General features: G+C 45.1%; 28 protein-coding genes. 24 read left to right on the top strand and 4 right to left on the bottom strand.

Going from position 1 to position 25,671, the window contains the following annotated elements:
- The first annotated feature begins 151 nt into the window (after nucleotides 1-151).
- The gene (locus AC1ECB_RS19590; RefSeq protein ID WP_485665361.1) at nucleotides 152-3,118 is read left to right on the top strand and encodes a hypothetical protein; all 2,967 of its coding nucleotides are present in this window, start codon (nucleotides 152-154) and stop codon (nucleotides 3,116-3,118) included.
- A 158-nt stretch (nucleotides 3,119-3,276) separates the two neighbouring features.
- Entirely contained in the window at nucleotides 3,277-3,897 is a 621-nt protein-coding gene (locus tag AC1ECB_RS19585) for a hypothetical protein (protein ID WP_485665360.1), read from the top strand.
- A 99-nt stretch (nucleotides 3,898-3,996) separates the two neighbouring features.
- Here the strand turns inward: AC1ECB_RS19585 and AC1ECB_RS19580 are convergent, their stop codons facing one another.
- A complete protein-coding gene (locus tag AC1ECB_RS19580) occupies nucleotides 3,997-4,272 on the bottom strand; it encodes an EamA family transporter (RefSeq protein WP_485669373.1) in 276 nt (91 codons plus the stop codon).
- A gap of 390 nt (nucleotides 4,273-4,662) precedes the next feature.
- Here AC1ECB_RS19580 and dapA point away from each other — a divergent pair, with 390 nt between their 5' ends.
- Entirely contained in the window at nucleotides 4,663-5,544 is an 882-nt protein-coding gene (gene dapA / locus AC1ECB_RS19575; protein ID WP_485665359.1) for a 4-hydroxy-tetrahydrodipicolinate synthase, read from the top strand.
- Nucleotides 5,545-5,626: 82 nt separating this feature from the next.
- Here dapA and AC1ECB_RS19570 read toward each other — a convergent pair whose 3' ends face one another.
- On the bottom strand, nucleotides 5,627-6,073 hold the full coding sequence (locus AC1ECB_RS19570; RefSeq protein WP_485665358.1) for a hypothetical protein: 447 nt from the start codon (nucleotides 6,071-6,073) through the stop codon (nucleotides 5,627-5,629).
- The gene (locus AC1ECB_RS19565) at nucleotides 6,073-6,882 is read right to left on the bottom strand and encodes a DUF3100 domain-containing protein (protein ID WP_485665357.1); all 810 of its coding nucleotides are present in this window, start codon (nucleotides 6,880-6,882) and stop codon (nucleotides 6,073-6,075) included. The genes AC1ECB_RS19570 and AC1ECB_RS19565 overlap by 1 nt, the downstream gene beginning before the upstream one ends.
- 169 nt (nucleotides 6,883-7,051) lie before the next feature.
- Here AC1ECB_RS19565 and AC1ECB_RS19560 point away from each other — a divergent pair, with 169 nt between their 5' ends.
- Nucleotides 7,052-8,365, top strand: a complete 1,314-nt coding sequence (locus tag AC1ECB_RS19560) for an amidohydrolase (RefSeq protein WP_485665356.1) — start codon at nucleotides 7,052-7,054, stop codon at nucleotides 8,363-8,365.
- Nucleotides 8,366-8,482: 117 nt separating this feature from the next.
- Here the strand turns inward: AC1ECB_RS19560 and AC1ECB_RS19555 are convergent, their stop codons facing one another.
- The gene (locus AC1ECB_RS19555) at nucleotides 8,483-9,031 is read right to left on the bottom strand and encodes an NADH peroxidase (RefSeq protein WP_021169717.1); all 549 of its coding nucleotides are present in this window, start codon (nucleotides 9,029-9,031) and stop codon (nucleotides 8,483-8,485) included.
- Nucleotides 9,032-9,249: 218 nt separating this feature from the next.
- Between AC1ECB_RS19555 and AC1ECB_RS19550 the strand changes: the two genes are divergently transcribed.
- From AC1ECB_RS19550 to AC1ECB_RS19455, 20 genes are all read left to right on the top strand, one after another.
- Nucleotides 9,250-9,717, top strand: coding sequence for a protease inhibitor I42 family protein (locus tag AC1ECB_RS19550; protein WP_485665355.1), 468 nt, complete (start codon nucleotides 9,250-9,252; stop codon nucleotides 9,715-9,717).
- A gap of 169 nt (nucleotides 9,718-9,886) precedes the next feature.
- Nucleotides 9,887-10,783: a LysR family transcriptional regulator gene (locus AC1ECB_RS19545; protein WP_485665354.1), complete on the top strand. Its 897-nt coding sequence runs from the start codon at nucleotides 9,887-9,889 to the stop codon at nucleotides 10,781-10,783.
- 45 nt (nucleotides 10,784-10,828) lie between these two features.
- Nucleotides 10,829-11,566 carry a 5-oxoprolinase subunit PxpB gene (gene pxpB, locus AC1ECB_RS19540; protein WP_485665353.1) on the top strand — a complete coding sequence of 246 codons (738 nt, stop codon included), beginning with the start codon at nucleotides 10,829-10,831 and terminating at the stop codon, nucleotides 11,564-11,566.
- 12 nt (nucleotides 11,567-11,578) lie between these two features.
- Nucleotides 11,579-12,520: a 5-oxoprolinase subunit C family protein gene (locus tag AC1ECB_RS19535; RefSeq protein ID WP_485665352.1), complete on the top strand. Its 942-nt coding sequence runs from the start codon at nucleotides 11,579-11,581 to the stop codon at nucleotides 12,518-12,520.
- Between the two features lie 185 nt (nucleotides 12,521-12,705).
- Complete coding sequence (locus tag AC1ECB_RS19530; protein ID WP_021169712.1) at nucleotides 12,706-13,929, top strand: NRAMP family divalent metal transporter; 1,224 nt, start codon at nucleotides 12,706-12,708, stop codon at nucleotides 13,927-13,929.
- A 73-nt stretch (nucleotides 13,930-14,002) separates the two neighbouring features.
- On the top strand, nucleotides 14,003-14,767 hold the full coding sequence (locus tag AC1ECB_RS19525) for a LamB/YcsF family protein (protein WP_485665351.1): 765 nt from the start codon (nucleotides 14,003-14,005) through the stop codon (nucleotides 14,765-14,767).
- Nucleotides 14,768-14,795: 28 nt separating this feature from the next.
- Nucleotides 14,796-15,587: a putative hydro-lyase gene (locus tag AC1ECB_RS19520; RefSeq protein ID WP_485665350.1), complete on the top strand. Its 792-nt coding sequence runs from the start codon at nucleotides 14,796-14,798 to the stop codon at nucleotides 15,585-15,587.
- Nucleotides 15,588-15,635: 48 nt separating this feature from the next.
- Nucleotides 15,636-16,394: a 5-oxoprolinase subunit PxpB gene (pxpB, locus tag AC1ECB_RS19515; RefSeq protein WP_485665349.1), complete on the top strand. Its 759-nt coding sequence runs from the start codon at nucleotides 15,636-15,638 to the stop codon at nucleotides 16,392-16,394.
- Nucleotides 16,391-17,398, top strand: coding sequence for a 5-oxoprolinase subunit C family protein (locus tag AC1ECB_RS19510; protein ID WP_485665348.1), 1,008 nt, complete (start codon nucleotides 16,391-16,393; stop codon nucleotides 17,396-17,398). The genes pxpB (AC1ECB_RS19515) and AC1ECB_RS19510 overlap by 4 nt, the downstream gene beginning before the upstream one ends.
- 58 nt (nucleotides 17,399-17,456) lie before the next feature.
- The gene (gene accB / locus AC1ECB_RS19505; RefSeq protein WP_485665347.1) at nucleotides 17,457-17,921 is read left to right on the top strand and encodes an acetyl-CoA carboxylase biotin carboxyl carrier protein; all 465 of its coding nucleotides are present in this window, start codon (nucleotides 17,457-17,459) and stop codon (nucleotides 17,919-17,921) included.
- A gap of 51 nt (nucleotides 17,922-17,972) precedes the next feature.
- On the top strand, nucleotides 17,973-19,325 hold the full coding sequence (gene accC / locus AC1ECB_RS19500) for an acetyl-CoA carboxylase biotin carboxylase subunit (protein ID WP_485665346.1): 1,353 nt from the start codon (nucleotides 17,973-17,975) through the stop codon (nucleotides 19,323-19,325).
- A 204-nt stretch (nucleotides 19,326-19,529) separates the two neighbouring features.
- Nucleotides 19,530-19,949: a bacteriohemerythrin gene (locus tag AC1ECB_RS19495; RefSeq protein WP_485665345.1), complete on the top strand. Its 420-nt coding sequence runs from the start codon at nucleotides 19,530-19,532 to the stop codon at nucleotides 19,947-19,949.
- Nucleotides 19,946-20,404, top strand: coding sequence for a chemotaxis protein CheX (locus tag AC1ECB_RS19490; protein ID WP_485665344.1), 459 nt, complete (start codon nucleotides 19,946-19,948; stop codon nucleotides 20,402-20,404). The genes AC1ECB_RS19495 and AC1ECB_RS19490 overlap by 4 nt, the downstream gene beginning before the upstream one ends.
- A 165-nt stretch (nucleotides 20,405-20,569) precedes the next feature.
- Complete coding sequence (locus tag AC1ECB_RS19485) at nucleotides 20,570-21,508, top strand: BadF/BadG/BcrA/BcrD ATPase family protein (protein WP_485665343.1); 939 nt, start codon at nucleotides 20,570-20,572, stop codon at nucleotides 21,506-21,508.
- Nucleotides 21,509-21,530: 22 nt separating this feature from the next.
- Nucleotides 21,531-22,448, top strand: a complete 918-nt coding sequence (murQ, locus tag AC1ECB_RS19480) for an N-acetylmuramic acid 6-phosphate etherase (protein ID WP_485665342.1) — start codon at nucleotides 21,531-21,533, stop codon at nucleotides 22,446-22,448.
- The gene (locus AC1ECB_RS19475; protein ID WP_485665341.1) at nucleotides 22,445-22,750 is read left to right on the top strand and encodes a PTS sugar transporter subunit IIB; all 306 of its coding nucleotides are present in this window, start codon (nucleotides 22,445-22,447) and stop codon (nucleotides 22,748-22,750) included. The genes murQ and AC1ECB_RS19475 overlap by 4 nt, the downstream gene beginning before the upstream one ends.
- 12 nt (nucleotides 22,751-22,762) lie before the next feature.
- The gene (locus tag AC1ECB_RS19470) at nucleotides 22,763-24,031 is read left to right on the top strand and encodes a PTS sugar transporter subunit IIC (protein WP_485665340.1); all 1,269 of its coding nucleotides are present in this window, start codon (nucleotides 22,763-22,765) and stop codon (nucleotides 24,029-24,031) included.
- Nucleotides 24,028-24,369 (top strand): PTS lactose/cellobiose transporter subunit IIA, encoded by a 342-nt coding sequence (locus AC1ECB_RS19465; RefSeq protein ID WP_485665339.1) that lies wholly within the window; start codon nucleotides 24,028-24,030, stop codon nucleotides 24,367-24,369. Before AC1ECB_RS19470 ends, AC1ECB_RS19465 begins: the two co-directional genes overlap by 4 nt.
- On the top strand, nucleotides 24,357-25,247 hold the full coding sequence (locus AC1ECB_RS19460; protein WP_485665338.1) for a family 4 glycosyl hydrolase: 891 nt from the start codon (nucleotides 24,357-24,359) through the stop codon (nucleotides 25,245-25,247). Before AC1ECB_RS19465 ends, AC1ECB_RS19460 begins: the two co-directional genes overlap by 13 nt.
- On the top strand, nucleotides 25,147-25,668 hold the full coding sequence (locus AC1ECB_RS19455; protein ID WP_485665337.1) for a family 4 glycosyl hydrolase: 522 nt from the start codon (nucleotides 25,147-25,149) through the stop codon (nucleotides 25,666-25,668). Before AC1ECB_RS19460 ends, AC1ECB_RS19455 begins: the two co-directional genes overlap by 101 nt.
- Nucleotides 25,669-25,671: the final 3 nt, after the last annotated feature.

The raw sequence follows: 25,671 nt of genomic DNA, 5'->3' as shown, positions 1-25,671 counted from the left end.
TGTGGGCTAATAGAGACTCCAAAAATTCTAGTTCATCTAGAATTTTTTTGTTTTTCGGCTGTCTTTGAAGGGAGAGCCAATGGCTTTGTGTAAAATATATACATAGTAAGAAAGGTTTCACTGGAGGACGTAACATGGGTAAGAAGATAGAATGGCACCCTTAAATCTAAGCCAAATAGCTATTTGGTGCCAACGAGACTTGCTTGCGCTGCAAAAAAAACAGAAAGAAACCGCTAGCATGCGGCTGGAGCTTGCCAGTCTCACAAAACGGCAGGATGAAATAATAGCAGAATGTACTGTTATCGCAGACAAGATTACCAGCGATGATGAACAATGGCGGGAGTTAGCTCAATTTGAGCATAAAGTTCAACGCGACAGTGAGACTTTAAAAGCACGGCATGAAGCTATGCAAGCAGAGCATCATAAAATAGTGAGCGAACTGGAACCCAGTCTGCCAAGGTCGGCACCTGCTGACGAGGAAGAGGACCAGTTGTTTACGGCCCAGTTTGAGACAGAAGCTGTCATTGCCCAAAACCTGATGAAAAGGGAAGAAGTGACTGTACAGTTAACCTATTTATCTGAACTGGCTGACCTGGAACAGCTGAATGAAAAGCTACAAGCAACTGTAATTACCCGGGAATTTGAGTTGCAGCGCATCGAAGCGGAAAAGACAAAACTGGTTAATGCCTTGTCGCTGCTTATTGAGCACAAACAAGATGCTTATGTATTATTAAGCGGTAAGCGCGAGGAGCAAATTATTGCTGTAGCAAAGTACAACCAAGACCTCACTGAGTTTGTAACTGTCGTGCAGCAGGTGGCGTGCCAGGCGCAAGCGCCGGTAAATCACTTTCTAAATCAGGATATCAGTCGTTTGCTGGAATTAATTAATATTCTTAAGCAACGACAATATGATCTTAAATCTTCAGAGTTTGATAAAATAAACCAATTACGTGAACTAGCTTGCGTTCTAAACGATACGGCGAAGGACTATGGTTTGACGACAAGTGATCTTCAGTCAGATCCAAAAGGTGTGGTGGTTAATTATCAAAGTATCAGTCACTTACGCCAGGAAATCAATGACCTATTATGGGTTACACCACCGGGAATATTGACTAAACTTGGCCTTTGTGCGCAGTGGAAGAAAACGTTACTGGATTTGCTTATAAAAGCTAAGTCGATGGAAGAGTTGGCAGCTTCGCCTGCAGTTCTTCGTGAACAAACAATTGTCGAAATTGATAAGGTATTGTTGGAATGCCGTCATCTTACGCAACGGATTTATGAGGCTTGCTACCGGCAACTGCTGGATTGCGGACATTCACTGGAACATGCCTATAACCAGTGCCAAGAGGAATTAGCGGCTTTAACACAACAACTGCTAAGCTCCCGTAAAGAAACACGAGTTCTTAAAGCGAAAATGGACACTAATGTCGTTGGTGATGTTCTTGAGCTGCAACAAAGTCTAGGAAAAATTGAACACACGCTGGAGCAGGCTCGCTGCAAGTTGCATCAGCAGAAGTCTGTGTTTGCTGAGCGGCTGGGTTTATTGCCGGAAGATGACATAGTGGTAGTGCCCCACCGGAGAGAACAGAAAAATAGGTTAGAAGATCTCTCAAGACAAATTGACAATATTGAGAAACAAATGACAGACAATACAAATAGGTTGCAGGAAAGCCGCCAGCATCTGATTGAATTGGAAGCTGTGATAATGGTAGCTTGTGATAAACTGGAGAAATTAGTTTGCGAGCAAGATATCATTTCTTCAAGAATCAAAACAATTACCACACATTTGGCAGAAAGCGTGAGCTCTGATAACAAAATAAAGGTTTTGCTGTTGAAGGAATGGATAAGCCGGATACAGAAAGCTCAGTACCAGCCTGAATGTAACGCTGGAATGACTGACATAGTAAACGGAGCGACTCCGGCGGCAGTGATTTTTGGGAAAAAATCACAGGAGGTTGAGAATATCGCTCAGCATATAGTCGCTGAGCAAGCCGGACTGGTACTTTTGGAGACGCGGGAATGGCAACTGCCTGTTGCAGTTATATCGGTAAAATTTTGGCTGGACGGATACAGGCGCTATAACTTCATCGAAGAATTTATTTTGAAGTGTATTTCCTGCGGCCTGGCTGAGCTGTGTAGTCAACAAGGTATTGGTAATTTATTACGAGTGGAAGAGGTTGTTGTCAGCGATTACCTTAATGAACTTGTCCGGTGCCAGTTGCTGAGTGAATGTGAGGCGGCTGGCGGTACTAGGAACTACAAACTGACTGATAAAGGACAGAAAGTAGTTGTTAACGGTTTGTTTGCTGTTATCCCCTGCAATGGAGCAGTTGTGATCGCTGTAAATGCACAGTATGAGTTAATTGTTACCTGTAAACAACTGGTTGATAATCTCTGGGAGCAAAGTCTGCCGGTTTTTCGCTACTCTAACAAACAGGAAGAGCTGGCGCTTAGGAGCTATTTCCAAATAGAAAATGAAGACGCCAAAGGCATTGCCCAAGAGAGGATTAAAGAATGGTATACTGCTGATCTGGAAGAATATAAAACAATAATGTATGATGCACAGCGTAAACAAGACAGCTGTCTGCGCTTTGGTGAGATCTGGATATATGATGCTATTAATAATCAAATTATTTGTCACGTTTGGGATTTTGACCAACAGGCATTTTGTCCAAAACTGGAGTTTGTACTTAATTTGCTTGAAGGCGAACAACGGTTTAAAAAGGTGCAAGCCGCTTATCTACAGGGGCTGTTTTTGGAAAAACTAGAGGCCCAGCTGTTAAATGGTTATTTAGCTGACGAAGTACAGTGTATTACCTGGTTTTATGCCATATTAAGGCTGAGTGAGCATAGCTATATACGTGAGATACTGGTTGAAGAGGCTTTGAAAAAAGTAATTGCCATTCATTCTGATCGCACGTTATTTAAACTCTTGGCGGTGTATGTTAAAGTCGATGAATATGAGTTTGGATTTAGCCATTTGCTGGTTTGGTTGGCGGGAAAGCAAGAGAGTCATACCAAACTGACATACTGGCTGGAGAAGTTGCGTACTCGTAATCCCAAGGCATATAGTAAAATAACCACAACTTACAAAACCACTCTGAGAAGAGTGCGATAATGCGTTTGCTAACGTTAGCACTATTAAAGATGAACTTATTCGATTAGCGAATACTTCCAGAGAGGATTCTAAATATAAACAAAAAAATGTATAGTATACTACGGATATAGCAAGTTACTACAACTGCTAATATACTAGAATAGAGAGTGAAGTTTTCAATGAAAAAACTGATTGTGGCAACAATGCTTGCTTCTCTAACTCTTGCCGGCACTGCTTTTGCAAGTGTACCAGGCCTGGATATAGCCACAGGGCAAGGGCAAATTGGCTATTCTTATAATAATTTAAAGACAAGTGTGGGAACACTTGGCGATCTGGGAACTTTAAAAAACAATAATTTTCAAGGAGCCTATGGCCTCAGTGACAAGTTAGCTGTTACTGGTGACTACCTGAATTCTGAGTCCAAAAACTTCTATTCAGCAAGTAATGGCTATTACTACAATAATTTGAGTCTCAATTCAACCGAAATTGGCCTGCAATATAAATTAAATAAAAATGTTGCCGTTTCTGTAGGTAATGTAAAATCGGAACTTAAAGCTAACAGTGACTCGATTTCCACAAATGAAATGTTTGGCGGTATTGCGTATAAAGGCACTATTTCCAATAAGGTGGGCAGCTATGCCTCCTATATTCGTTCTGAAAACGTGCAGGACTGGAAAGCTGGTCTAACTTATGACGTAGGCAGCAACATCACACTTGATGCCGGATATCGTAACTTTGAAAATAATGACTTGGGGATTAAGGCCGACGGCATGGGCTATGGTGCAAACTATAAATTTTAGTTAAGGAAGAACGATTAAAAGAGACTACAGTTGGTAGTCTCTTTTGGTTTACGGGTGAAAATATTTACATCGTGAAATAAATTTAAAAAGCTGAATTTCTTAGTGTCGATGCCAAAAATCCCAATGACTAGTTAGCGAAGTCATACATATACCTATAATAATACAAGCCGCTCCGGTAAGCTGTGACCAATTGATCAATTCATGTAAAAAAAAAGTTGCAAAACACATTCCGGAAAGGGGAATAATGTTAGTGAAAATTGTCGTGCGGTTGGGACCTATGGCAACTATTCCTTGATTCCACCAGCAGAATGCAAGTATGCCACTACCAAGTATCATATATATCATACTAAACCAACCATAACTTTTATAAAATATAGATACATTGGTACTTATAGTATACCTAAAAATAATGACAGTAAACGATGCTTAGCTTACTCAACCGGTCCAACACCGATTTTTTCGGTTCAGGTTACATCTCACAGGGATGTGGCGAACGGCGTATTATGTCCATTGTCAATTGCTAAATTTTATTGGTATTGGAAGCATGTGGTGGAAGTCCTAAAGCTTTGGTAAAATAAGGACAACTGTATTTGTTAGGTACTATTTTTATGTATATAAGGCAACTTGAGTTGCTGCATGACCACATTTTTGTTAAGAAAGAAAGCGGCTTAGGCGATATCTATATAGAAATTGGTTGTTTTATAGGATATAATCAAAGTATTAATGATTTTGATGTACCAAATATAAATAAAGGGTGGTTAACTTATGAGAAAACCATTATTTACTGGGTCTGCAGTAGCTATTATAACTCCATTTACTGACAATGGTGTTGATTATCCATCATTAGCAAAGCTAATTGAGTTTCAAATCCAAAACGGCACAGATGCCATTGTAATCTGTGCTACTACGGGCGAAGCCTCCACCATGCCAGATGATGAGCATATTGCTACTATTAAATTTGCGGTAGGAACAGTCAACAAGCGCGTACCGGTTATTGCCGGTACGGGAAGTAATGATACCCGCCATGCCATAGAATTATCGAAAGCAGCAGAAGCAGTGGGCGCTGACGGACTATTATCTGTGACTCCTTACTATAACAAAGCTACACAAAAGGGATTATATAAGCATTTTAAGCTTATTGCCGATAGCGTTAAGATACCAATAATTTTATATAATGTGCCGAGCAGAACTAATTTGAACATAAATCCTGAGACAATAGAAGCATTAGCTAAAATCGATAATATTATTGCCGTAAAGGAATGTAATCTAGGTCAAGTTGGTGATGTAGTAAATTTGTGTGGTGAGGACTTCTCTGTATATTCCGGTGATGATAATAGTGTTTTGCCTGTACTGTCATTAGGTGGTCAAGGTGTTATTTCTGTAATGGCTAATATTATCCCGCAGGATACCCACAATATGGTTGCGAAGTTCTTTGAGGGGGATTATAAGGGTGCTATCAAGTTGCAGCTTCAGACACTGAATCTCATAAAAGCCTTATTTAGTGAAGTAAACCCTATCCCGGTTAAAGCAGCTGTAAACCTGCTGGGCTTTACGGCCGGTCAATGCCGTATGCCATTAACAGAGCTTGAAGATCATAACCTGGAACTTCTCCGCCGCGAAATGAAAGCCTACGGCTTGATTAAATAGAAATTGGAAAATAATCAAAAAAAAGCAGCAGTCCCGTGATACTAGGGCTGCTGCTTTTAAATTATTCAATGGTGTACGGTTGTTAAATTATGCCTTCAAAATGTAACATAATTTGAGCAATGGCGGTGGCACATAAGAAGGTGCCTGTATACACCGCTAAAGCGACAACAATAATTTTCCAGGACATTTTTTTAAAGGCTTCTAAATCCTTGCCGATGGCTAAACCGGCATAGGCTAGAATGGGTGTGCACAGGGCCAAGAAATCAACCTTGGATGTGTAAAAGGTAATAGTTTTGGCAATAGGCGAAATAGGGGATGTTGCCAATAAAGCCACAATAGATACCCAAAATACCATAGGCAGTTTAATTGGTATTATGTGGGTTAAACCGACGCCGATCAGAGTAATAATAAGCATAATTGCATAACCAATAGCTGCTTCACCTGCAGGCATATGATAGCCGATAACATTGCCGGCTGTTGTCATAATACCTATCAGTACCAAAGCAATGAACATATCGCGAAATTTCATTATTCATCAGCCTCCTTTGAATCATTTTTCCGACCCAAAATAGGTTTAAGTACAGTATAGAGCTTCTCAGTAACAGGCAGTGAGACAAAGAGTGAAAAATAGATACCGATGATGGTTGTTAAAAGATTGGAAGCCCCTGCATACATCAAAATTTCATTAGCCTTATCAGGAAAAACAGATTTAAGTGCGCCTGAGGCTGCTGCCATCATGCTACCGGAACCAACGCCAGCACCCATCGCTAAGGCGTAAGGATGGAAGATGCCGAGAGCAGCAAGGTAGCCTGCCAACAATCCCAGCCATACAGCGCCGAACAGGGTGCCACAGATATAAACAGACATAACGCCGCGGCCTTCTGGGGAACTTAAGCCGTATTTCTCACTGATAATTGCGATGTTAGGTTCCCGGTCAATAGAAAATGTTGCGCCAATAGCTTCGCGTCCTAAACCCAGTGCTATTGCAATTGGCAAACCGAGGATTACTGTTCCTAAGAAATGTCCAAGTTCCTGTAAGGATAATGCAAGTCCGGATTGCACGACTTTTACAACTTGTGGGCCGATAACCGTTCCGAGTTTAGTCACTAACATGAGTGTGGTGATGCCCAAAATGGCAGAGGCCAGTGTCATTTCTTCTGCTTTCACAACCTTTAACCTGGGGATACTCAAAATACCGCCGATGACCATAGCGTACAACATAGGCAGAAAAAGCAATACCCCGGGGCCTAAGGGGATCTTTTTAGCGCCAATCCATTCACAAATTATGACAATAATTAGTGCGATGCAATGGATTCTCCAGTTTTTTAAAATGTCCAAATTGATATTCCTCCTTTGTATTTTTGAGAAAGACGCATATATATAAATGATGGAAATATTATATCATACAAAAATCTATTGTGGTAGAATGATAACAAAATGAGATTTAAACTTATCTAGTTACTATTATAAGGATAAGTTATACAAAACAAAGTTAGGGGTCATGGTTATGGAAATTACAGAATTGAAAAATAAAGTCTGCAGTGTTATTGATGAGTATCAAGAAAAAATCATCAAGCTGGCAAAAGACGTAGCGCAGCATCCGGAACTGGGTTATAAGGAGCAAGTAACCTCACAGCTTGTAAAAAGGTTCTATGAAGAAATCGACTTAACCTACGAGGATGGTTTAGCGATCACAGGAGTTAAGGCCAAGCTAAAAGATAACGATAATGGCCCGAATGTTGCTATCTTAGGTGAATTGGATGCTGTATTATGCCCGGATAGTTCCTCTGCAGATCCGGCAACCGGGGCGGCTCATGCCTGTGGGCACAATCTGCAGCTTGGAGCTATGCTGGGGGCCGCTCTGGGACTGAAGCTTAGCAATATAAGTCAGCAGCTCACGGGCAATGTGACTTTTATGGCAGTTCCGGCTGAAGAATATGTTGAGATTGCCTATCGACTGAAGCTGAGAGAAGCAGGCAAGCTGCATTATCTCGGTGGCAAACAGGAACTCATATATCGTGGCGCCTTTGATGACATCGATATGGCGATGATGATTCATTCAGCTAAAGAAGCGCCGGAACCTACTGTACAAATAGGAGAATCAAGTAACGGCTTTATCGGCAAAACCATTCAATATATTGGACAAGAAGCGCACGCGGCCGAAGCTCCTGACCAAGGTATTAATGCTCTTAATGCTGCTATGCTGGGACTCATGGGAATTCACGCTTTGCGTGAGACCTTCCGTGATGGTGATATTGTGCGCGTACATCCCATCATCACCAAGGGCGGCGACCTGGTAAACAGTGTGCCTGCCGATGTGCGAGTGGAAACCTATGTGCGGGCAAAAACCATGCAGGCTATTGATGCAACCCACAGCAAAGTCGACCGGGCACTTAGATCCGGCGGCGATGCAGTGGGCGCCCAAACCGTGATACAATCCCTGCCGGGATACCTGCCGCTTAACTGTTCTGCCGCCTTTAACCAACTGTTTGTTGAAAATTCAGTGCAGTTTCTCGCAAGGGAAAGTATAACGAATTCCGGTCATTTTAGCGCTTCCACTGACATGGGCGATGTGTCCCATCTGATGCCAGTTATTCATCCTTATATTGGTGGAACAGTCGGAGCACTGCACACCAGAGACTTTTGCGCCATTAACTATTATGCAGCCTGTGTTTTGCCTGCCAAAATTATGGCTATGACTGTCATTGACCTGCTTGCAGGCAATGCCCAGCAGGCAAAAGCTATCTTAGATTCTTATCAGCCGCTTATGACAAAAGCAGAGTATATTGAGAAATTGGACAGCTATTTTGCGCAGAGCTAATTGGCAATAACAGAAAAATATAACGGCATGAATGAGAGGAAGGTTGAACTGGCCTTATAGCCACAAAAATACCTACGAGTCGATTAATGGACTCGTAGGTATTGTGATTTTTGAATACTACTTCCCGAAATATCTGTCTAGTAATCCCTTAAAGGCGGCGCCATGACGGGCTTCATCTTTGCACATTTCATGAACAGTGTCATGAATAGCATCCAAACCAAGTTCTTTGGCTTTTTTGGCAATAGCCAGTTTGCCTTGACAGGCACCATATTCAGCTTCTACCCGGAGTTCAAGGTTCTTTTGGGTAGATGGATTTACAACTTCACCCAGCAACTCGGCAAATTTTGCGGCATGCTCGGCTTCCTCAAAGGCAATGCGCTTATAGGCTTCAGCTACCTCGGGGTAACCCTCGCGGTCAGCTTGGCGGCTCATTGCCAGATACATGCCAACCTCGGTACACTCTCCCATAAAATTCATTTTCAGTCCTTCAAGTATTTCGGCATCTACGCCAGCGGCTACACCGATTCTATGCTCATCAGCCCAGTTCAAAGTTGTAGTGGACTGTTCAACAAACTTACTAGCAGGTGCCTTGCATTGGGGACAAGCATCAGGAGCGGAATCTCCCTCGTGAACATAGCCACAGATAGTACATACAAACTTTTTCATAAATCTACCTCCATAAACAATAATTATTATTATAGGATAATTATAACACGTAAAACTAAAAATACAATACCTATTTTAAAAAAATATGAATTCAACAATAATTTTGATTTGCAAATCATTATGGTGACCATTGATGATACAAAATCTAGCAGGAAAATTTATATAGCGCGGAGAACTGGTATTAACCTGCAAGCGAGAATTTGAGGAGGAAGATGTTTATGGGGGACTTTTCAAAGAAACTGCTGTCAAAACTGTTACTCGTAGTGATGGTATTGCCTTTATTGTTTGCTGGCAGTGTGTCGGCGGAAGGTATGGCTTACCGGGAGGAGTCTGTTAAGCTGACAGTACAGGTGGATAGTTTGGGTCAGGGGGTTGTTGACATGGCGCTTGCTCTCCAGCCAGGCGAAGTGTTCCGGGTGGAACTGCTTTCTGCGGCTGGAACTGGTTATTCATGGAAATTAGAGGGAGAACCGATGTTGGTGAGAGCATCACAAACAGCGGATTCTCAACCGCTGTCAGCGGACAAAAATCTGTGTGGCGGACCGCTGCGTGATGTTTATATACTGAAGGCGGGCGATGAGTTGGGAACAGAAACCATCCGCTTTAGCTTTGCCCGGCCCTGGGAAGCGGGAAAATTGGCAACCAAGACACTGGCAATCGCTGTGACAGTTCAGGAGAGCAAGTAGCTAATGGAACTGTCAGTATAGAACTAAACCTGTATATTCTGGGAAAGTACTAATATGGAATAAAATGGCCGAGCTCATTAGAAAGATCAAGTGAGTTTCGGCCACTTTTTTAAAAAAGTGGTCGAAAGTGTTAAATCGAGTATAATATAGACAAGTAGGTTGTTTTGGAGTGGTATTTTTGGAAATACGACAATTAAAGACGTTTATGAGTATTGTTAAGTTTGGTAATTTTTCGCAGGCTGCACAATTTCTTGGCTATACTCAGTCTACAGCAACAACGCATATTCAATTTTTGGAAAAAGAATTAAATACTGTTTTGTTTGAACGGTTTGGTCATCAGCTAATGCTTACCGGTGACGGTGAACGGCTCTACGATTATGCTGAGCGCATTACCAAACTGGCCGAGGAAGCTAAAAATGTACTTGATGATTTTTCAATACCGCGGGGGCCGATTATCATTGGTATGCCGGAATCACTTTGTGTATACCGGTTGAAGGATTTGCTTAAGGAATATGCTGCCGTATATCCTGAGGTGGAATTGAAGGTGAAGCTAGGTATTTCAAGTGATTTTTACAATATGCTGCGAAAAAATATGATGGATATGGCTTTTTTTCTGGAAGAGAAAATACAGGAGCCTGACTTAGTCAGTAAATTGTTATGGCCGGAGCCTGTGGTTTTAATCGCTTCGCCCAACCATGCTTTCAGCAGGTTTGCCGGGGTGCAGGTAAGCGATCTGGGCGGACAAACACTGATCTTTCCCGATTCCGGTAGTAGCTATCGGACTTTATTGGAAGAAAGTATGGAAAAAGCGGCTGTCCAGCCGGGAAATGTGTTGGAAATATGCCAGATTGAGGTTATTAAGCAATTTGTTATGAGCAATATCGGGCTGACTATCCTGCCCCAGGCGGCAGTCCAAAATGAACTTACGGCAGGTACCTTAGTGGCTTTGCCCTGGTTGGGACCGGAATTCCAGATCAATGCATATCTTGCCTACCACAAGGATAAATGGCTTTCTTCTACCATTCAAGCCTTCCATAAGCTTGTTCACGAGAGATTACTGAAGTGAGTTTCTTGCCAATTGAGAAGGTCCAAAAACCAGTGGAGGGTGCTTATGAATAAATGGTTGTCTGGTGTCAGAATGCTTGTTGCGGGTGAGTATGGGTTGGTAATCGAATTTGATCCAGAGATTTCGCCTGCTATTAACAGGATGGTGCAACAGCTTGCCGGACTGCTTAGCAGCAGTTTGCTTTCTGGTGTTATTGAGGTAGTGCCCACCTACCGGACTATTATGGTATATTTTGATCCTTTGGTAATAACGAGGCAGGATTTATCCGGGTTTATCAGCCAAATGCTGTGTAAAATGAATCCCCAAAGCAGTCTGCCTACAGAGGCCAAGATGGTCTATGTGCCGGTTTGTTACGGGGGGGTGCTGGGACCTGATTTGGAATATGTGGCCCGCTATACCAGGCTGACGGCAGCAGAGGTTATCGATATTCATACCGCAACCCCCTATTTGGTGTACATGCTGGGGTTTACCCCAGGGTTTCCTTATTTGGGCGGGTTGGCTGAGCAGCTTGCGATGCCAAGGCAAGAAAAGCCACGTGCTAAGGTGCCGGCCGGCTCGGTGGGAATTGGGGGCAGTCAGACAGGCCTTTATCCTGTGGAAAGTCCGGGAGAATGGTGGCTGATTGGGCGTACGCCGGTCAAGGCCTTTAATCCTAAGAACAGTCGGCCTTTTTTATTTTCTCCCGGAGACTATCTGCAGTTTTATGCGATAACTGTGGAAGAGTATTTTGCGATACGCCGTGAAGTGGCAGCAGGCACTTATATTCCGCGAATTTGTCAGTGAGAGTGATGAGTAGTGATTACTGTTATTCAACAAGGTTTCTTTACAACCGTACAGGATGAAGGCCGATGGGGCTACCAGGCTTATGGGGTGCCGACAGCCGGGATGATGGACCGGTATGCCGGGCGCATAGTCAACTTATTGGCAGGAAATGAGGTACAGGCAGCCGTGCTGGAAATGACCTCTTGGGGAGCGGTGCTTAAGTTTGATGAGGAGCGATTGGTGGCTGTTGGCGGCGCAGATATGCGAGTAACGGTAAATGGTGTTGTTGTTCCCAATTGGTCGGCTTTTCTTGTGCCCAGGAACGGAGAACTTCGATTTGGAGAGGCTGTCACCGGCTATCGGGCTTATTTGGCGGTGCAGGGAGGAATCGATGTTCCCTTGGTACTGGGCAGCCGGTCTACTTGTGTTAAAGCAGGCGTTGGGGGCTACGAGGGGAGAACGCTGCGGCAGGGCGATATCCTGTATGTTGGGCAGGCAGGGGCAGGTGCTGCCAGACCACAGTCACTCCCCAGTGCATATATTCCGTCCTATGGTGACAAGGTTTTGATAAGAGTGATGCTCGGGCCTCAGCAGGATATGTTTTCTGAGGAAGCAATTGCTTCCTTTTTCGCTAAACCATATACAGTTACCAAGCAAGCTGACAGGGTTGGTTACCGGTTGACAGGCTGCCGGATTTTACCTGTCGGTAAAGCAGATATTATCTCTGATGCTGTGTATCAGGGCTCTATTCAGATTGCATCGCATGGTATGCCGTTTATTATGCTGGCAGATCACCAGACTACCGGAGGTTTTGCCAAGCTTGGCTATGTGATTCGGAACGATTTGTCCAAGGTCGCGCAGACCAAGACCGGTGATAGTATACGATTTTGCTGTGTTAGTGAAGCGGAAGCAATTGCTGCACTCCACGCAGAACAGCAATTGTATCAGGTTATTGCCACAGCATTGAGAGCTTAAAAAATAGCTTTTAGGAAAATCGAATGTCCCTATTTAATTTTTCAATTTTACATCCGGTTAGTTCGGTGTTATGATGAAAAAAACCAAATTTCGCACGAAGCAAAGACGCTTTAGACAAAGATTAACTTTGTTTGAGCGTCTTTTTTGCGAAATAAGGGTAAGTACAAAAAATAGGGGGGATTACTGTGGAACCAGTAAGGAATGTACATCCGGGTAATAAGAAGGTAAAATCAAATTGGGAATTACTGCTAGGTGCCGCATTTTTGATGGCAACCTCGGCTATCGGGCCAGGCTTTTTAACGCAAACAACGGTATTTACCCAACAGTTAGCAGCAAGTTTTGGTTTTGTTATTTTAATGTCTATTGTTCTGGATGTTGGCGCGCAATTAAATGTTTGGAGAATTATTGCAGTTTCGGAGAAACGCGGTCAGGATATTGCCAATATGGTTTTTCCAGGGTTGGGCTATTTTGTCGCCCTGCTGATTGTTTTGGGAGGCCTTGCTTTTAATATTGGCAATATTGCCGGAGCAGGTCTTGGATTAAATGTAATATTTGGTATAACACCGGTAACTGGTGCAATTATAAGTGCAGTAATTGCCATCACAATTTTTCTTTTAAAAGAAGCGGGAAAGGCCATGGATCGAGTTGCTCAGATCGCAGGCTTTGTCATGATTGGGTTAACAGTTTATGTGGCTATTTCTTCCGCGCCACCTGTGGGTGAGGCCATGGTGAAAAGTATTATGCCTGATAAAATCGATATGTTTGCCATCATTACCCTGGTTGGCGGTACCGTAGGCGGCTATATTACTTTTGCCGGTGGACATCGCCTGCTGGATGCAGGTGTGCGTGGGGTTGAGGCTTTGCCGGAAGTAAACAAAAGCTCAGTTTCCGGTATCTTGGTTACAGCGATTATGAGGGTAGTATTATTTTTGGCAGCTCTGGGTGTTGTTGCTCAAGGTCTTACGCTTGATCCGGCTAACCCGCCTGCTTCGGTATTTAAACTGGCAGCAGGCGCTATCGGTTATAAAGTATTTGGTGTCGTCATGTGGGCTGCAGCTATTACCTCCGTTATTGGGGCTGCCTATACCTCGGTTTCGTTTATAAAGACCTTCAGTGCCACTGTCGCCAAAAATGAAAAGCTTATGATTATTGGATTTATCTTAGCATCTACTTTAATATTTGCCATTGTTGGTCGTCCGGTTAAGGTATTGGTGCTGGTAGGGGCGCTTAACGGACTCATTCTGCCGATTACACTTGCCACCATTTTAGTTGGTGCTTATATGAAAAAGATTGTTGGCGACTATAAACATCCGTTGTGGATGACAATTTTCGGCGGTCTAGTGGTTGTTGTGATGTCCTATATGAGTGCCTATACGTTGATTAAGGAATTGCCAAAGCTCTTCTTGTAAATTAGAGGCAAATGAATAGCGTTAGCAGAAATTATAATCTTTACCAAAAAAATAGGCTGGAGGTATTATTGTTATGTACCGGGTTGACTTAAATTGTGATTTAGGAGAGAGCTTTGGCGCTTACAAACTTGGCGTGGATGAAGAGATTCTGCCGCATGTAACCTCAGCAAATATTGCCTGCGGCTTTCACGCCGGCGATCCGGGAGTTATGCGCAAAACAGTCATGCTGGCCTTGAAAAATGGCGTAGCGATTGGTGCTCACCCCGGGTTGTCTGATTTAGTTGGCTTTGGCCGGAGACAAATGGATATATCATCTCAGGAGGCGTATGATCTGGTAGTGTACCAGCTTGGTGCATTAATGGCCTTTATTAAAGCCGAAGGCGCAAGTATGCAGCATGTTAAGCCGCATGGCGCCCTCTATAATATGGCGGCCAAAAGCAAACCGCTGTCAGCAGCTATTGCCGAAGCTGTTTATAAGGTAGATCCCGGTTTAATTCTGTTTGGTCTTGCGGGTAGTGAACTAGTCGCTGCCGGAGAAAGAATTGGCCTGCAGGTAGCTCATGAGGTATTTGCCGACCGTACATATCAGCGTGACGGTTCGTTAACCCCACGCAAACAACCGGATGCACTGATTACCAATCAGGAAGAAGCCGTGCAGCAGGTTGTCCGCATGATTAAGGAAGGCAAGGTATTATCGCGACAAGGCCAGGATATTGCCGTCAAGGCCGATACGGTATGTATTCATGGTGATGGTAAACATGCGCTGGAATTTGCCCGGAAGACACGGGAATATCTCCTTAACGACGGGATAGCTGTCAAGGCTATGGGTGATAAATAGCAACATTGGGACAAAAAGAGGGATGAAAATGAGTGAGTATGCAAATATGAGTCCGGCGGAAGTACGTGCCCTTATTCGCCGGAATGAATGGACTAAACCAACATCCGGAATGGCTAAGGGATTTACCCAGGCCAATCTGGCTATTTTGAAGAAGGATATTGCCTTTGATTTTCTTTTGTTTTGCCAGCGGAATCCGAAACCCTGTCCGGTGCTTGATGTCACCGAGGCCGGATCGCCGGTGCCCAGGCTGGTGGCTCCCACTGCGGATATCCGCACAGATATTCCTAAGTACCGGATTTACCGGCATGGCGAATTGGTAGACGAAGTAACAGATATTCTTACCTACTGGGAAGACGATATGGTTGCTTTTCTTATCGGCTGCAGCTTCACGTTTGAACATCCGTTGATGAATAGCGGTATTCCCGTGCGTCATATCGAAGAGAACTGCAATGTGTCCATGTATAAGACCAATATTCCCTGTGTACAAGCAGGCTGCTTTGAAGGCCCGGTAGTGGTGAGCATGCGGCCAATACCGGAAAAGGATGTTGTGCGGGCAGTCCAGATAACCTCCCGCTTCCCATCCGTTCATGGTGCGCCTATTCATATTGGTAATCCGGCCGGTATTGGGATAAAGGATATTGACAAGCCGGATTTTGGTGATCGTGTTACGATTAAAGCCGGAGAGGTTCCGGTATTTTGGGCCTGTGGCGTTACGCCGCAAGCGGTAGCTATGCAGATAAAACCTGAGTTGATGATTACCCATGCTCCCGGTCATATGTTTATTACCGATATACAGGATGAAAAATTCAGTGTGTTGTAAGTAACGCTGTAGCATGCTATATATAGCAAGAGACAGAGGTGGATACTCGTGAGTCAACAAACAGAGACGGCTGTGCTTGAATACCAACTGCTGCCTGTCGGCGAGGCAGCCCTTATGGTGGAATTCGGTAAAGGCATTAATCCTGAGACAAATAAGAAAGTAAAGGCACTAGCCGATTATCTGGACCGGCAGCCTTTGCCGGGAATGTTAGAATATGTATCGGCTTATTCCAGCGTTACTGTGTTTTTCAATCCGGCACAAGTAAAGCAATTGTGTAAAGAACAGTTAAACCAGCAAGCAGAACCGCTGGCTTATGAAGTTTTTGCTGATTTATTAGTAGAAGTGCTGAGTAAACTAGACAATAGTATAGCAATTGTGCCCAGAACGGTGGAAATTCCCGTCTGCTATGGTGGTGAATTCGGCCCGGATCTTGCTTATGTGGCAGAGTATAATAACCTTACAATGGAAGAAGTAATTGAAATCCATAGTCAGGGGCAGTATCTAGTGTATATGATCGGATTCGCCCCTGGATTTCCTTATCTTGGCGGCATGTCGGAAAAAATAGCCACACCCCGGCGGTCGTCACCGCGTCTGGAAATTCCGGCAGGCTCTGTAGGAATTGCCGGGATGCAAACCGGTGTCTATCCGATCACAACCCCTGGCGGCTGGCAGTTGATTGGCCGTACGCCGCTGCCCTTGTTTCGCCCCCTGGCGGCATGTCCCAGTCTCTTGCAGGCAGGCGATATTATCCGGTTCCGGCCAATTTCTTTGGCTGAATATCAGGAATATGAGGAGGACAGGCCATGAGTATGACTGTGCTGCGGCCCGGCCTGCTTTCCAGTATTCAGGATCTGGGCAGATATGGTTTTCAAAAGTACGGCGTGATTGTAAGTGGCGCTATGGATTCCTACGCACTGCGCGTAGCCAATATTCTGGTTGGCAATGAAGAAGACGAAGGCGTGCTGGAAATGACACTAATGGGGCCGTCGCTGCGGCTGGAGCAGGATATGCTGCTGGCCATAACCGGCGGCGATATGGCGCCAACCATTAATGGCGCAGCAGTGCCTATGTGGCGGCCGGTTTATGTAAGGAAAGGCAGTGTGCTCGATTTTAAAGGGTGTAAGTCAGGCTGCCGTTCCTATTTGGCTGTGGCCGGCGGCTATGCTATTCCGGCCGTAATGGGTAGCAAAAGTACCTATTTGCGGGCAGGACTTGGCGGCTTTCACGGGCGGGCATCGCAGCCAGGGGATGTGCTTCCTTTACGAAAGTCCTTGTCAGGAGTGGCCGGACGGTTAATTAAACAATTAGCTGTTAAGCTACAGGATCATGCTTTTGCTGCTACGGCTTGGTATGTGGCAAAGGGTAACATCCCCAAGCCTACTCAGTCGATTCAAATACGCATTACCCGTGGTAATCAATATGAACATTTTACAGCAGAAAGTAAGGCGCAATTTTTTTGTCGTCCTTTTCAGGTTACTGCTCAGTCTGACCGAATGGGGTATCGTTTATCAGGTCCGGTGATGGCGTTAAACGAACCGCTGGAAATGATTTCAGAGGCGGTTGCACTGGGTACTATCCAGGTACCGCCTGAGGGCAACCCGATTATTTTGCTGGCAGATAGGCAAACCGCTGGGGGTTATCCCAAAATAGCTCAAGTTGCAGCAGTAGATGTTGCTATTATCGCTCAGACCAGACCAGGAGATCAAATTTGGTTTCAGGAAATATCGTTAAAAGAGGCAGAGCAGCTTTATCTTGAACGGGAAGAATATTTGCAGTACCTCAAACAAGCCATTGCCTTACGGCTAGTTTAACTCTATTGTATTTGCTTGGATGCGCAGTAACGGTAAGAATGATTGAGGAGTGAAATTCATGTTTACCATTGATGAAATAAAAGAATTAATTAAGGCCGTGGATCAATCGTCGATTGGTCACTTGGAATGGAATAATCAAGGTGCGAAGCTAGTCATTACAAAAAATCCTGGCATGACGCAAGTGCAGCCGGCTACCGTGCCGGTCTCGCCAGGTACTGCTTTGCGGGAATCAGTGGAAACGGCAGCGGCAACTGGTGAAACGGTAGCGGTAGCTGATGAAACGACATTTCGCGAAATTCTCTCGCCAACTGTCGGAACCTTTTATGCTACCCCTGAACCTGGTGCAGCGCCGTTTGTAACTATTGGTGACAGGGTAGAGGCAGGTACTGTTGTGTGCATCCTGGAAGCCATGAAATTATTTAATGAAGTATCTGCAGACGTAACAGGAGAAGTTGTGAAAGTGTTGGTGAAAGACGGAGATTTTGTGGAGTATGGCCAGCCGCTGTTATTAGTAAAGCCATAGTATCCCCGGTTTAGCAAACAAGATCAGGTAGAGGAACAAAGGAGAAAATAAATGTTCAAAAAAGTGCTAATTGCTAACCGGGGTGAAATTGCCGTCCGGATTATTAGGGCCTGTCGTGAAATGGGAATTGGTACTGTCGCTGTTTATTCGGAAGCTGATGCGCAAGCACTGCATGTCAGGTTAGCCGATGAAGCGTATTGCATCGGTCCGGCTGCTGCCAGGCAGAGCTATTTAAATGTAGCTAGTTTGCTTACGGTGGCTGCTGCTACCCAGACTGATGCCATTCACCCGGGCTATGGTTTTTTAGCTGAGAATGCGGAATTTGCCGAAGCTTGTAGTGCTTGTGGAATAACCTTTATTGGCCCCAGTCCGGAAGCTATCAGGAGGATGGGAGCAAAAGCAGCAGCCCGAGATACCATGAAGCAGGCAGGTGTTCCCATTATCCCTGGTACGGAGGGTATTATAGAGGAAATAGCAGTGGCCGTTGCTGTGGCTGAGACCATTGGCTATCCGGTGATCGTCAAGGCCACCGCCGGTGGCGGCGGCAAAGGCATGCGGGTAGCTGCTAATGCTGCAGATTTAAGCCAGGCCATTCGTCAGGCGCAAAAGGAAGTAGAAGTTATTTTTGGCGACTCCGGTGTTTACTTAGAAAAATATTTAGAAGAGCCCCGGCATATTGAAATGCAGATTATGGCCGATAGCTACGGCAATGTCGTCTATCTGGGCGAACGGGATTGCTCTATTCAGCGCCGTCATCAAAAACTGGTGGAAGAAGCGCCGTCACCGGCTCTGGATGAAAGGCTGCGCCAACAGATGGGGCAGGTTGCCGTGCAGGCTGCCAAGGCGGTACATTACCAGGGAGCAGGCACGGTAGAATTTCTGCTGGATAAACATGGTGAATTCTATTTTATTGAAATGAATACCCGGATTCAGGTTGAGCATGCCATAACGGAGATGGTTACAGGCATTGATTTGATTAAGGAACAGCTAGCCGTGGCGGCAGGCTGCCGTCTCAGTTTTTCGCAAGCAGAAGTACAGGTAAATGGCTGGGCTATGGAATGCCGTGTCAATGCAGAAAATCCAGCCTGTAACTTTATGCCTTGCCCCGGCAAGGTAGGACGCTATCTGCCGCCTGGTGGGTTTGGTGTCAGAATTGACAGTGCTGTATACCCCGGGTGTGATATCTCTCCTTTCTATGATTCCCTGGTGGCAAAAGTCATTGTCTGGGGTAAAACCAGACAGGAAGCCATTGAACGGATGAAACGGGCGCTTAGCGAATTTGTTATTGAAGGCGTGCATACCACTATTCCCTTTCATCAGATGCTATTGAACCACCCCCTATTTGTTAAGGGCGAGGTGACAACAGGTTTTTTGGAAACCTATTGCAATATAATGGAAGAATAGGACGGACATAAGGATACCAACTTTGATGTGTTAGCATAAAAAGCGGGGCCTGAACCATTTTAAGTGGATCAGGCCCCGCTTTTATGAATAAGCTCTTCCTCATTGCATTTTATTTTTGGTAATTTTAACTAGACTATTTTTAAATTGTAGATTATAATAGTTAACAAACAACTATTATTAATTACAAGGGGAGATGGATGTCCTATGATATGGAAAGAAAAATATAAAATTGGAATTCCAACCATTGATAAACAACATGAGGAACTGTTTAACCGTGTTGCTGATTTTGTGCAAGCTATTCGTCAGGAAGGCCGCTGGGAGGAAAAAATAGAAAAGGTAAAGGATACGATGGTGTTTCTGCAGGAGTATGTTGTGACACATTTTAATTATGAAGAACAGTATCAACAAACATTAGGCTATCCAGACTGTGAAGAGCACCATAACATTCATGAGGCATTTAAGGCAGATATCCAAAGTTCGGCGAAAGAATTTGCGGATGCAGGTTATCATGAGCAAGCTGTGCAAATTTTGGCAGGCAGACTGTTGGCTTGGCTGATTAATCATGTGGTTGCGACAGACCAGAAGATGGCACAATATGTGACAGAACAGGGGTTGGAAATATGAAGGCAGAATATGTAAATCCGGTCTTTAAGGCTGTTACGGATGTTTTTAAGGCTATGCTGGATATTGAAGTAAGCCGGGGAGCAACAGGGGTTGCAGCTGGTGGGAGCCAGGAGGTGGATATCCGGATTAATGTGAAAGGTGATGTTTCTGGTTCCATTCTGTTTCAATTTCCGCAAGATACGACATTAAATATTGTGCAAATCATGTCCGGCATGGAATTGAAGGAATTAGATAGTTTTGTTACTTCGGCCATGGGGGAAATATCTAATATTATTAGCGGTAATGCAGCAAGCTATCTATCGCAGCTTAATTATCATTGTGATATTATGCCGCCGCAAATTGCTGTGGCTGATGCCGTTGTTTCATCGCATTTTTCTCCTGAAACCTTGAGTATCCCATTGCATACTAATATAGGAGATATGAATATATGTATTTCTCTTGACGAAATGAAATAAGGTATGAATTAAAATGGTCGATGCTAAAATTTGGCTTACTGAAATAATCGCAAACCTTGGTAGGGGAGCGGTTATTTTTTATTGGACATGTTTTATTTTTTTTCTGAAAAAAGTAACAGGAAAGAAAGTGGTCTGTGTCAAATATTGCTGAGAAGTAGAAATGTTATGTCAGGTGATGTGATGATGAAATGGGTTATAGGGATAGATGGTGGCGGAACTAAAACTGTGGGCTGCGCTGCAGCTGTTACCGGCAAGATTTTAGGCCGGGTGGAAAAGGGGCCTGGCAACTATCACATCACCGGGGTGGCCAAATTTACGGCAGTGATTGCTGGTATCATTGACGAACTGGCCGTTAGCTGTAATTTGAAGAAGGCGGACTTACTAGTAGTAAGTCTTGGGCTGGCCGGTGCTGACAGAGTAAGAGACAGGGAAATTGTCCTGGAGGCACTGGCAGAATTAGGTCTGCCTTGCTGTTACCTGGTAAATAGTGATGCCAAAATTGCGTTGGTCGCAGGTTTAGGGAAAGCCGAAGGTATTATCTTGATTGCCGGAACAGGCTCAATTGCCTATGGGATAAATAGGCAGGGTGCTGTCATTCGCGCCGGTGGCTGGGGACACCTTGCCAGTGATGAAGGCAGCGGCTATGCAATTGGCCGTCAGGCAGTAGTAAGGGGAATTCGGGCTGCTGAAGGGCGCGATAAAGCTACGATAGTACTGGACATGATCATGGAATACGCAGGCCTAAAAAGTTGGAATGATATGATTGGCTATATTAATAACCAAACGACGTCGAAAGGTGATATTGCAGCATTTGCCCAGGTGGTGGGGGACGCAGCCAAGCAGGGAGACCAAGTGGCGATCGAGATAGTAAAGCAAGCAGGCGATGCGCTGGCCAGCTTGGTGGAATCGGTTATTACCCGTGGTTTTGGTTGGGGAGAACCGGTGCAAGTATGCATGTATGGTGGCATCGTAACCAATATTTTGATGATTCGTGAGCGGCTGGAAGAGGTTCTGGCTGATAGGGCCAACACTGTAGCTTGTAAAACTCAACCGGTAGAAGGGGCTGTACGGCTGGGGCTTGAATGGGTGCAGAACAAGGTTTGAAAATTCGGCTGGGGGCGATGAGATGGGTGTAAAAATTGAAGATTTGCTTACCGAAGCGGTTAATCCGCAAACGGTGAATATGGATAAGCTGACTACAAGCCAACTGCTCGAAGCCATCAATGCGGAAGACAAGACAGTGGCTGCGGCGGTGGCAGAGGAAATACCCTATATTGTATTGGCGGTTGATAAAATAACAGCAGCACTGCAAATTGGCGGACGATTGATTTATATCGGAGCCGGAACCAGTGGGCGGCTAGGCGTGCTGGACGCCGCCGAGTGTCCGCCGACCTTTGGCGTTGAGCCTGATCAGATAATCGGGCTAATTGCCGGAGGTGATACAGCTTTGGTAAAGGCGATAGAAGGAGCCGAAGACGAGATTAGCGGTGCCGTTATTCAATTGCAATTAGTGAAGCTTACAGCGAAAGATGTGGTTGTTGGTCTGGCAGCCAGCGGCAGAACTCCTTATGTCCTTGGTGGTTTGAAATATGCCAATACGGTTGGCGCTTTTACTGTCGCCATAAGCTGCACGCCGAATTCGATGATTGGCAAGGTGGCTAAGCTTGCCATTACTCCATTGGTGGGGCCGGAGGTAATCACCGGATCTACCCGGATGAAGGCTGGCACGGCTCAAAAACTGGTACTTAATATGCTGACAACAGCAGTCATGGTTCGGTTGGGAAAGGTGTACGGCAATTTAATGGTAGATGTTAAGCCGACTAATGCCAAACTGGTTGAAAGAGCCAAACATATTGTCGTTCAGGCAACAGGAGTAAGCTGCGAGCGGGCTGGAGAAGTTCTTGTACAGGCAGGAATGAATCCCAAGACGGCCATTGTCATGATTGAACGAGATTGTTCTGCTGCACAGGCCTCCTGCTATCTGGCGGCAGTTGGTGGGTTTATTCGTAGGGCGATTATAGATGAAAAGAGGACGGAAAGATGAAGTTACTATTAGTATGTTCTGGCGGCATGTCTAGTGCTATTGTAGTTAAAACCATTGAAAAGGAAGCCGCTAAGATGGGTCAGGTGATTACTGTTAAGTCGGTAGGCAGTGGTGAATTTGCTGAGGAACTCAAAAATGGCTGGGATATAGCACTGATAGCGCCTCAGGTGCGGCATCGTGCTGCCTTTTTTCAGGAGGCCGCGGCAGAATATAATGTTCCTGTGGCCATTATTCCGCCACAAGGGTATAACCCGATGGGTGGAGCCATCATTTTAGCAGAAGTTAAGAAGATATTGGATTAGGCAGGAGAGAAGATGCACAAATTTTTTGCACTGCTTGATAAATATCTAATACCTACCATGACCAAGCTGTCAGAACAGCGACATCTTCGCGCGGTGCGCGATGGGATTATTTCTACTATACCACTCATTATTGTTGGTAGTTTCTTTTTGATCCTGGCTTTTCCCCCGTTTCCGGCCCTGGCGGCGGCTATCAAACCCTACACAGGCCAAATCCTCATACCATTCCGGTTAACTATGGGCTTGATGGCTCTTTACGCTTGTCACAGTATTGGGTATCATCTTGCAAAATCATATAAACTTGATGGAGTGTCAGGCGGAATTTTGGCGATGGCCGCCTTTTTACTGACAAGTGTGCCGGTGACTTACCAGGATAAGGGAATGGCGCTGCTAATGGAAAATCTCGGGGGCGGCAGTATGTTTGTCGCTATTATTATGGCCATTTTTGCTGTAGAGGTACTGCGGTTTGCCAAGACACGCAAGCTAACGATAAAGATGCCGGGCGGAGTGCCGGAATCGGTTGCCAAGTCGTTTGAGGCTCTTATCCCGGCAGCCGTTATTATACCGGCAGTCTGGCTAGTGCGGGATTTTATCGGGTTTGATATTCATCATTTTGTATTGGAATTATTTCAGCCATTAGTGCTGGCAGGCAACACGTTAGCCGGGATCTTAGTACCCATTGTTATTATTACTTTGCTTTGGGCAACCGGTATTCATGGTGATTCGGTGGTTGGCAGCGTAGCCCGGCCGGTGTGGCTGGTGTTGCTTGACCAGAATATTGCGGCCGCGGCCGCCGGGCAACCGATTCCTAATATTGCGCCAGAGCCTTTTTTTCAGTGGTTTGTTTGGATTGGCGGCTCAGGAGCCTCTCTTGGTTTAGTGCTGATCATGCTTTTTTCTAAAGCTCCTTATCTCCAAAGTATGAGCCGGGTCACTTTTTTGCCGGGAATCTGCAATATCAATGAGCCAGTTATCTTCGGGGTCCCAATTATGCTTAATCCGCTTTTGTTTTTACCGTTTCTGCTTAGTCCGGTCGCTATTGCGATTCTTACTTACTTTATTATGGATATTGGCTTAGTGAATAAGCCTTATATACTTGTACCCTGGACCCTGCCTGCACCCATCGGGGCTTATCTTGCCACAGGCGGTGACTGGCGGGCAATTGTGTTGGTATTTGTTAATATTATAATTGCTGCTGCACTTTATTATCCGTTCCTTAAAGCCTATGAACGCAAACTCAGCAGAGAAGGCATGGCGGGGGAACTGGAGGAGGGATTGAAATGACAGAAGAAGTAATTTTCAAAATTATTCTCCATGCCGGTAATGCCAGGGCTGAAGCCTATGATGCATTGCAAGCCGCCCAGGCGGGAGAATTTATCAAGGCTGCTGAACATCTACAGCGAGCCGAGGAAGAAGTAGGTGCTGCCCACCGGGTTCAGGCTGATATGATTCAACAGGAGGCGCAGGGCAATAAAGTGGAGCTTACGCTGCTGACTGTACATGCGCAAGATCACTTGATGACAGCAATGTCCGAGAAAAATCTAATTGAGAGTATGATTGAAATGCACAAAACTATCAGACAGCTTTCTGCCAAGCTGGAGGCGTCCTCATGTCAGGATTAAAGGTTGTTGTTATTGGCGGCGGCAGCAGCTATACGCCGGAATTGATTGACGGTTTTATCCGGCGTGCGGCAGAATTGCCTGTTGCAGAGATCTGTCTTGTTGATATTTTGTCAGGGCAGCATAAACTGGATATTGTCGCTGATTTGGCGCGACGGATGGTTGCTAAGGTAGGTTTGGACAGTAAAATTACCACTGCTATGGACCGGGCGGCAGCGCTGCAAGGAGCTGACTTTGTGGTTACCCAGTTTCGGGTTGGGGGGCTGGCCGCGCGCGCCCGGGATGAACGGTTTCCATTGCAATATGGTGTATTAGGACAGGAAACTACTGGTCCCGGGGGTTTTGCCAAGGCGTTGCGTACGATTCCTGTTATTCTGGATATTTGCCGCGACATGACAAAGTTATGCCCTGAGGCTTGGTTGATTAATTTTACTAATCCTGCAGGTTTGGTAACCGAAAGTGTGCTAAAATATACCAAGGTTAAATGCCTTGGCTTATGTAATGTTCCCATCCATATGAAGATGACGATTGCCAAACTGTTGGATGCCGATGCTAACGATATCTTTATTGATTTCGCCGGACTTAATCATCTGGTCTGGGGACGAAAGGTATGGCACAGAGGTATTGATGTTACGGCAAGCGTCCTGGAAAAGATGCAGGATGGAGCGGCTCTTACAATGAAAAATATCCCGGATCTCAAGTGGGATGGCGATTTTCTGCGATCATTGGGGATGGTGCCTTGCCCGTATCATCGCTACTATTACATGACAGACTCTATTCTTGCCGAAGAGCAGGCTGCAGCGACAGCAGGGGGCGGGGACAAGAGCAGAGATAGTTCAGGCTGTAGAAGAAAGCTTATTCAAACTATATCAGAATCCTGAACTGGCGGAAAAACCGGCAGAACTGGAAAAACGGGGCGGCGCCTATTATTCAGATGCGGCGGTATCTTTGATTAGTGCTATCTACAATGACAAGCGGGAAATACATACGGTAAATACTGTGAATCAGGGAGCTATCAGTGGTTTGCCAATCAACTGTGTTATTGAAACTAACTGCGTTATTAGTAAAAATGGTGCTAGGCCGTTAACGGTGGGGACGCTTCCGCCAGAGATTGCTGGCTTGGTACAGCAGGTGAAGGCCTATGAAATGCTGGCTGTAGAGGCCGGCGTGCACGGGGATAGCAATAAAGCGCTGCAGGCTCTGGCTAACCATCCGTTGATTCCTTCTGTCAGGGTAGCCAAACAACTGCTGGCTGATTTGCTGTCATTAAATGCGGCGTATTTACCGCAATTTAAGGATTGATTA

Source organism: Sporomusa sp. 246TCP1, from assembly GCF_057319775.1.
This window is presented reverse-complemented; position numbering and strand designations above follow the sequence as displayed.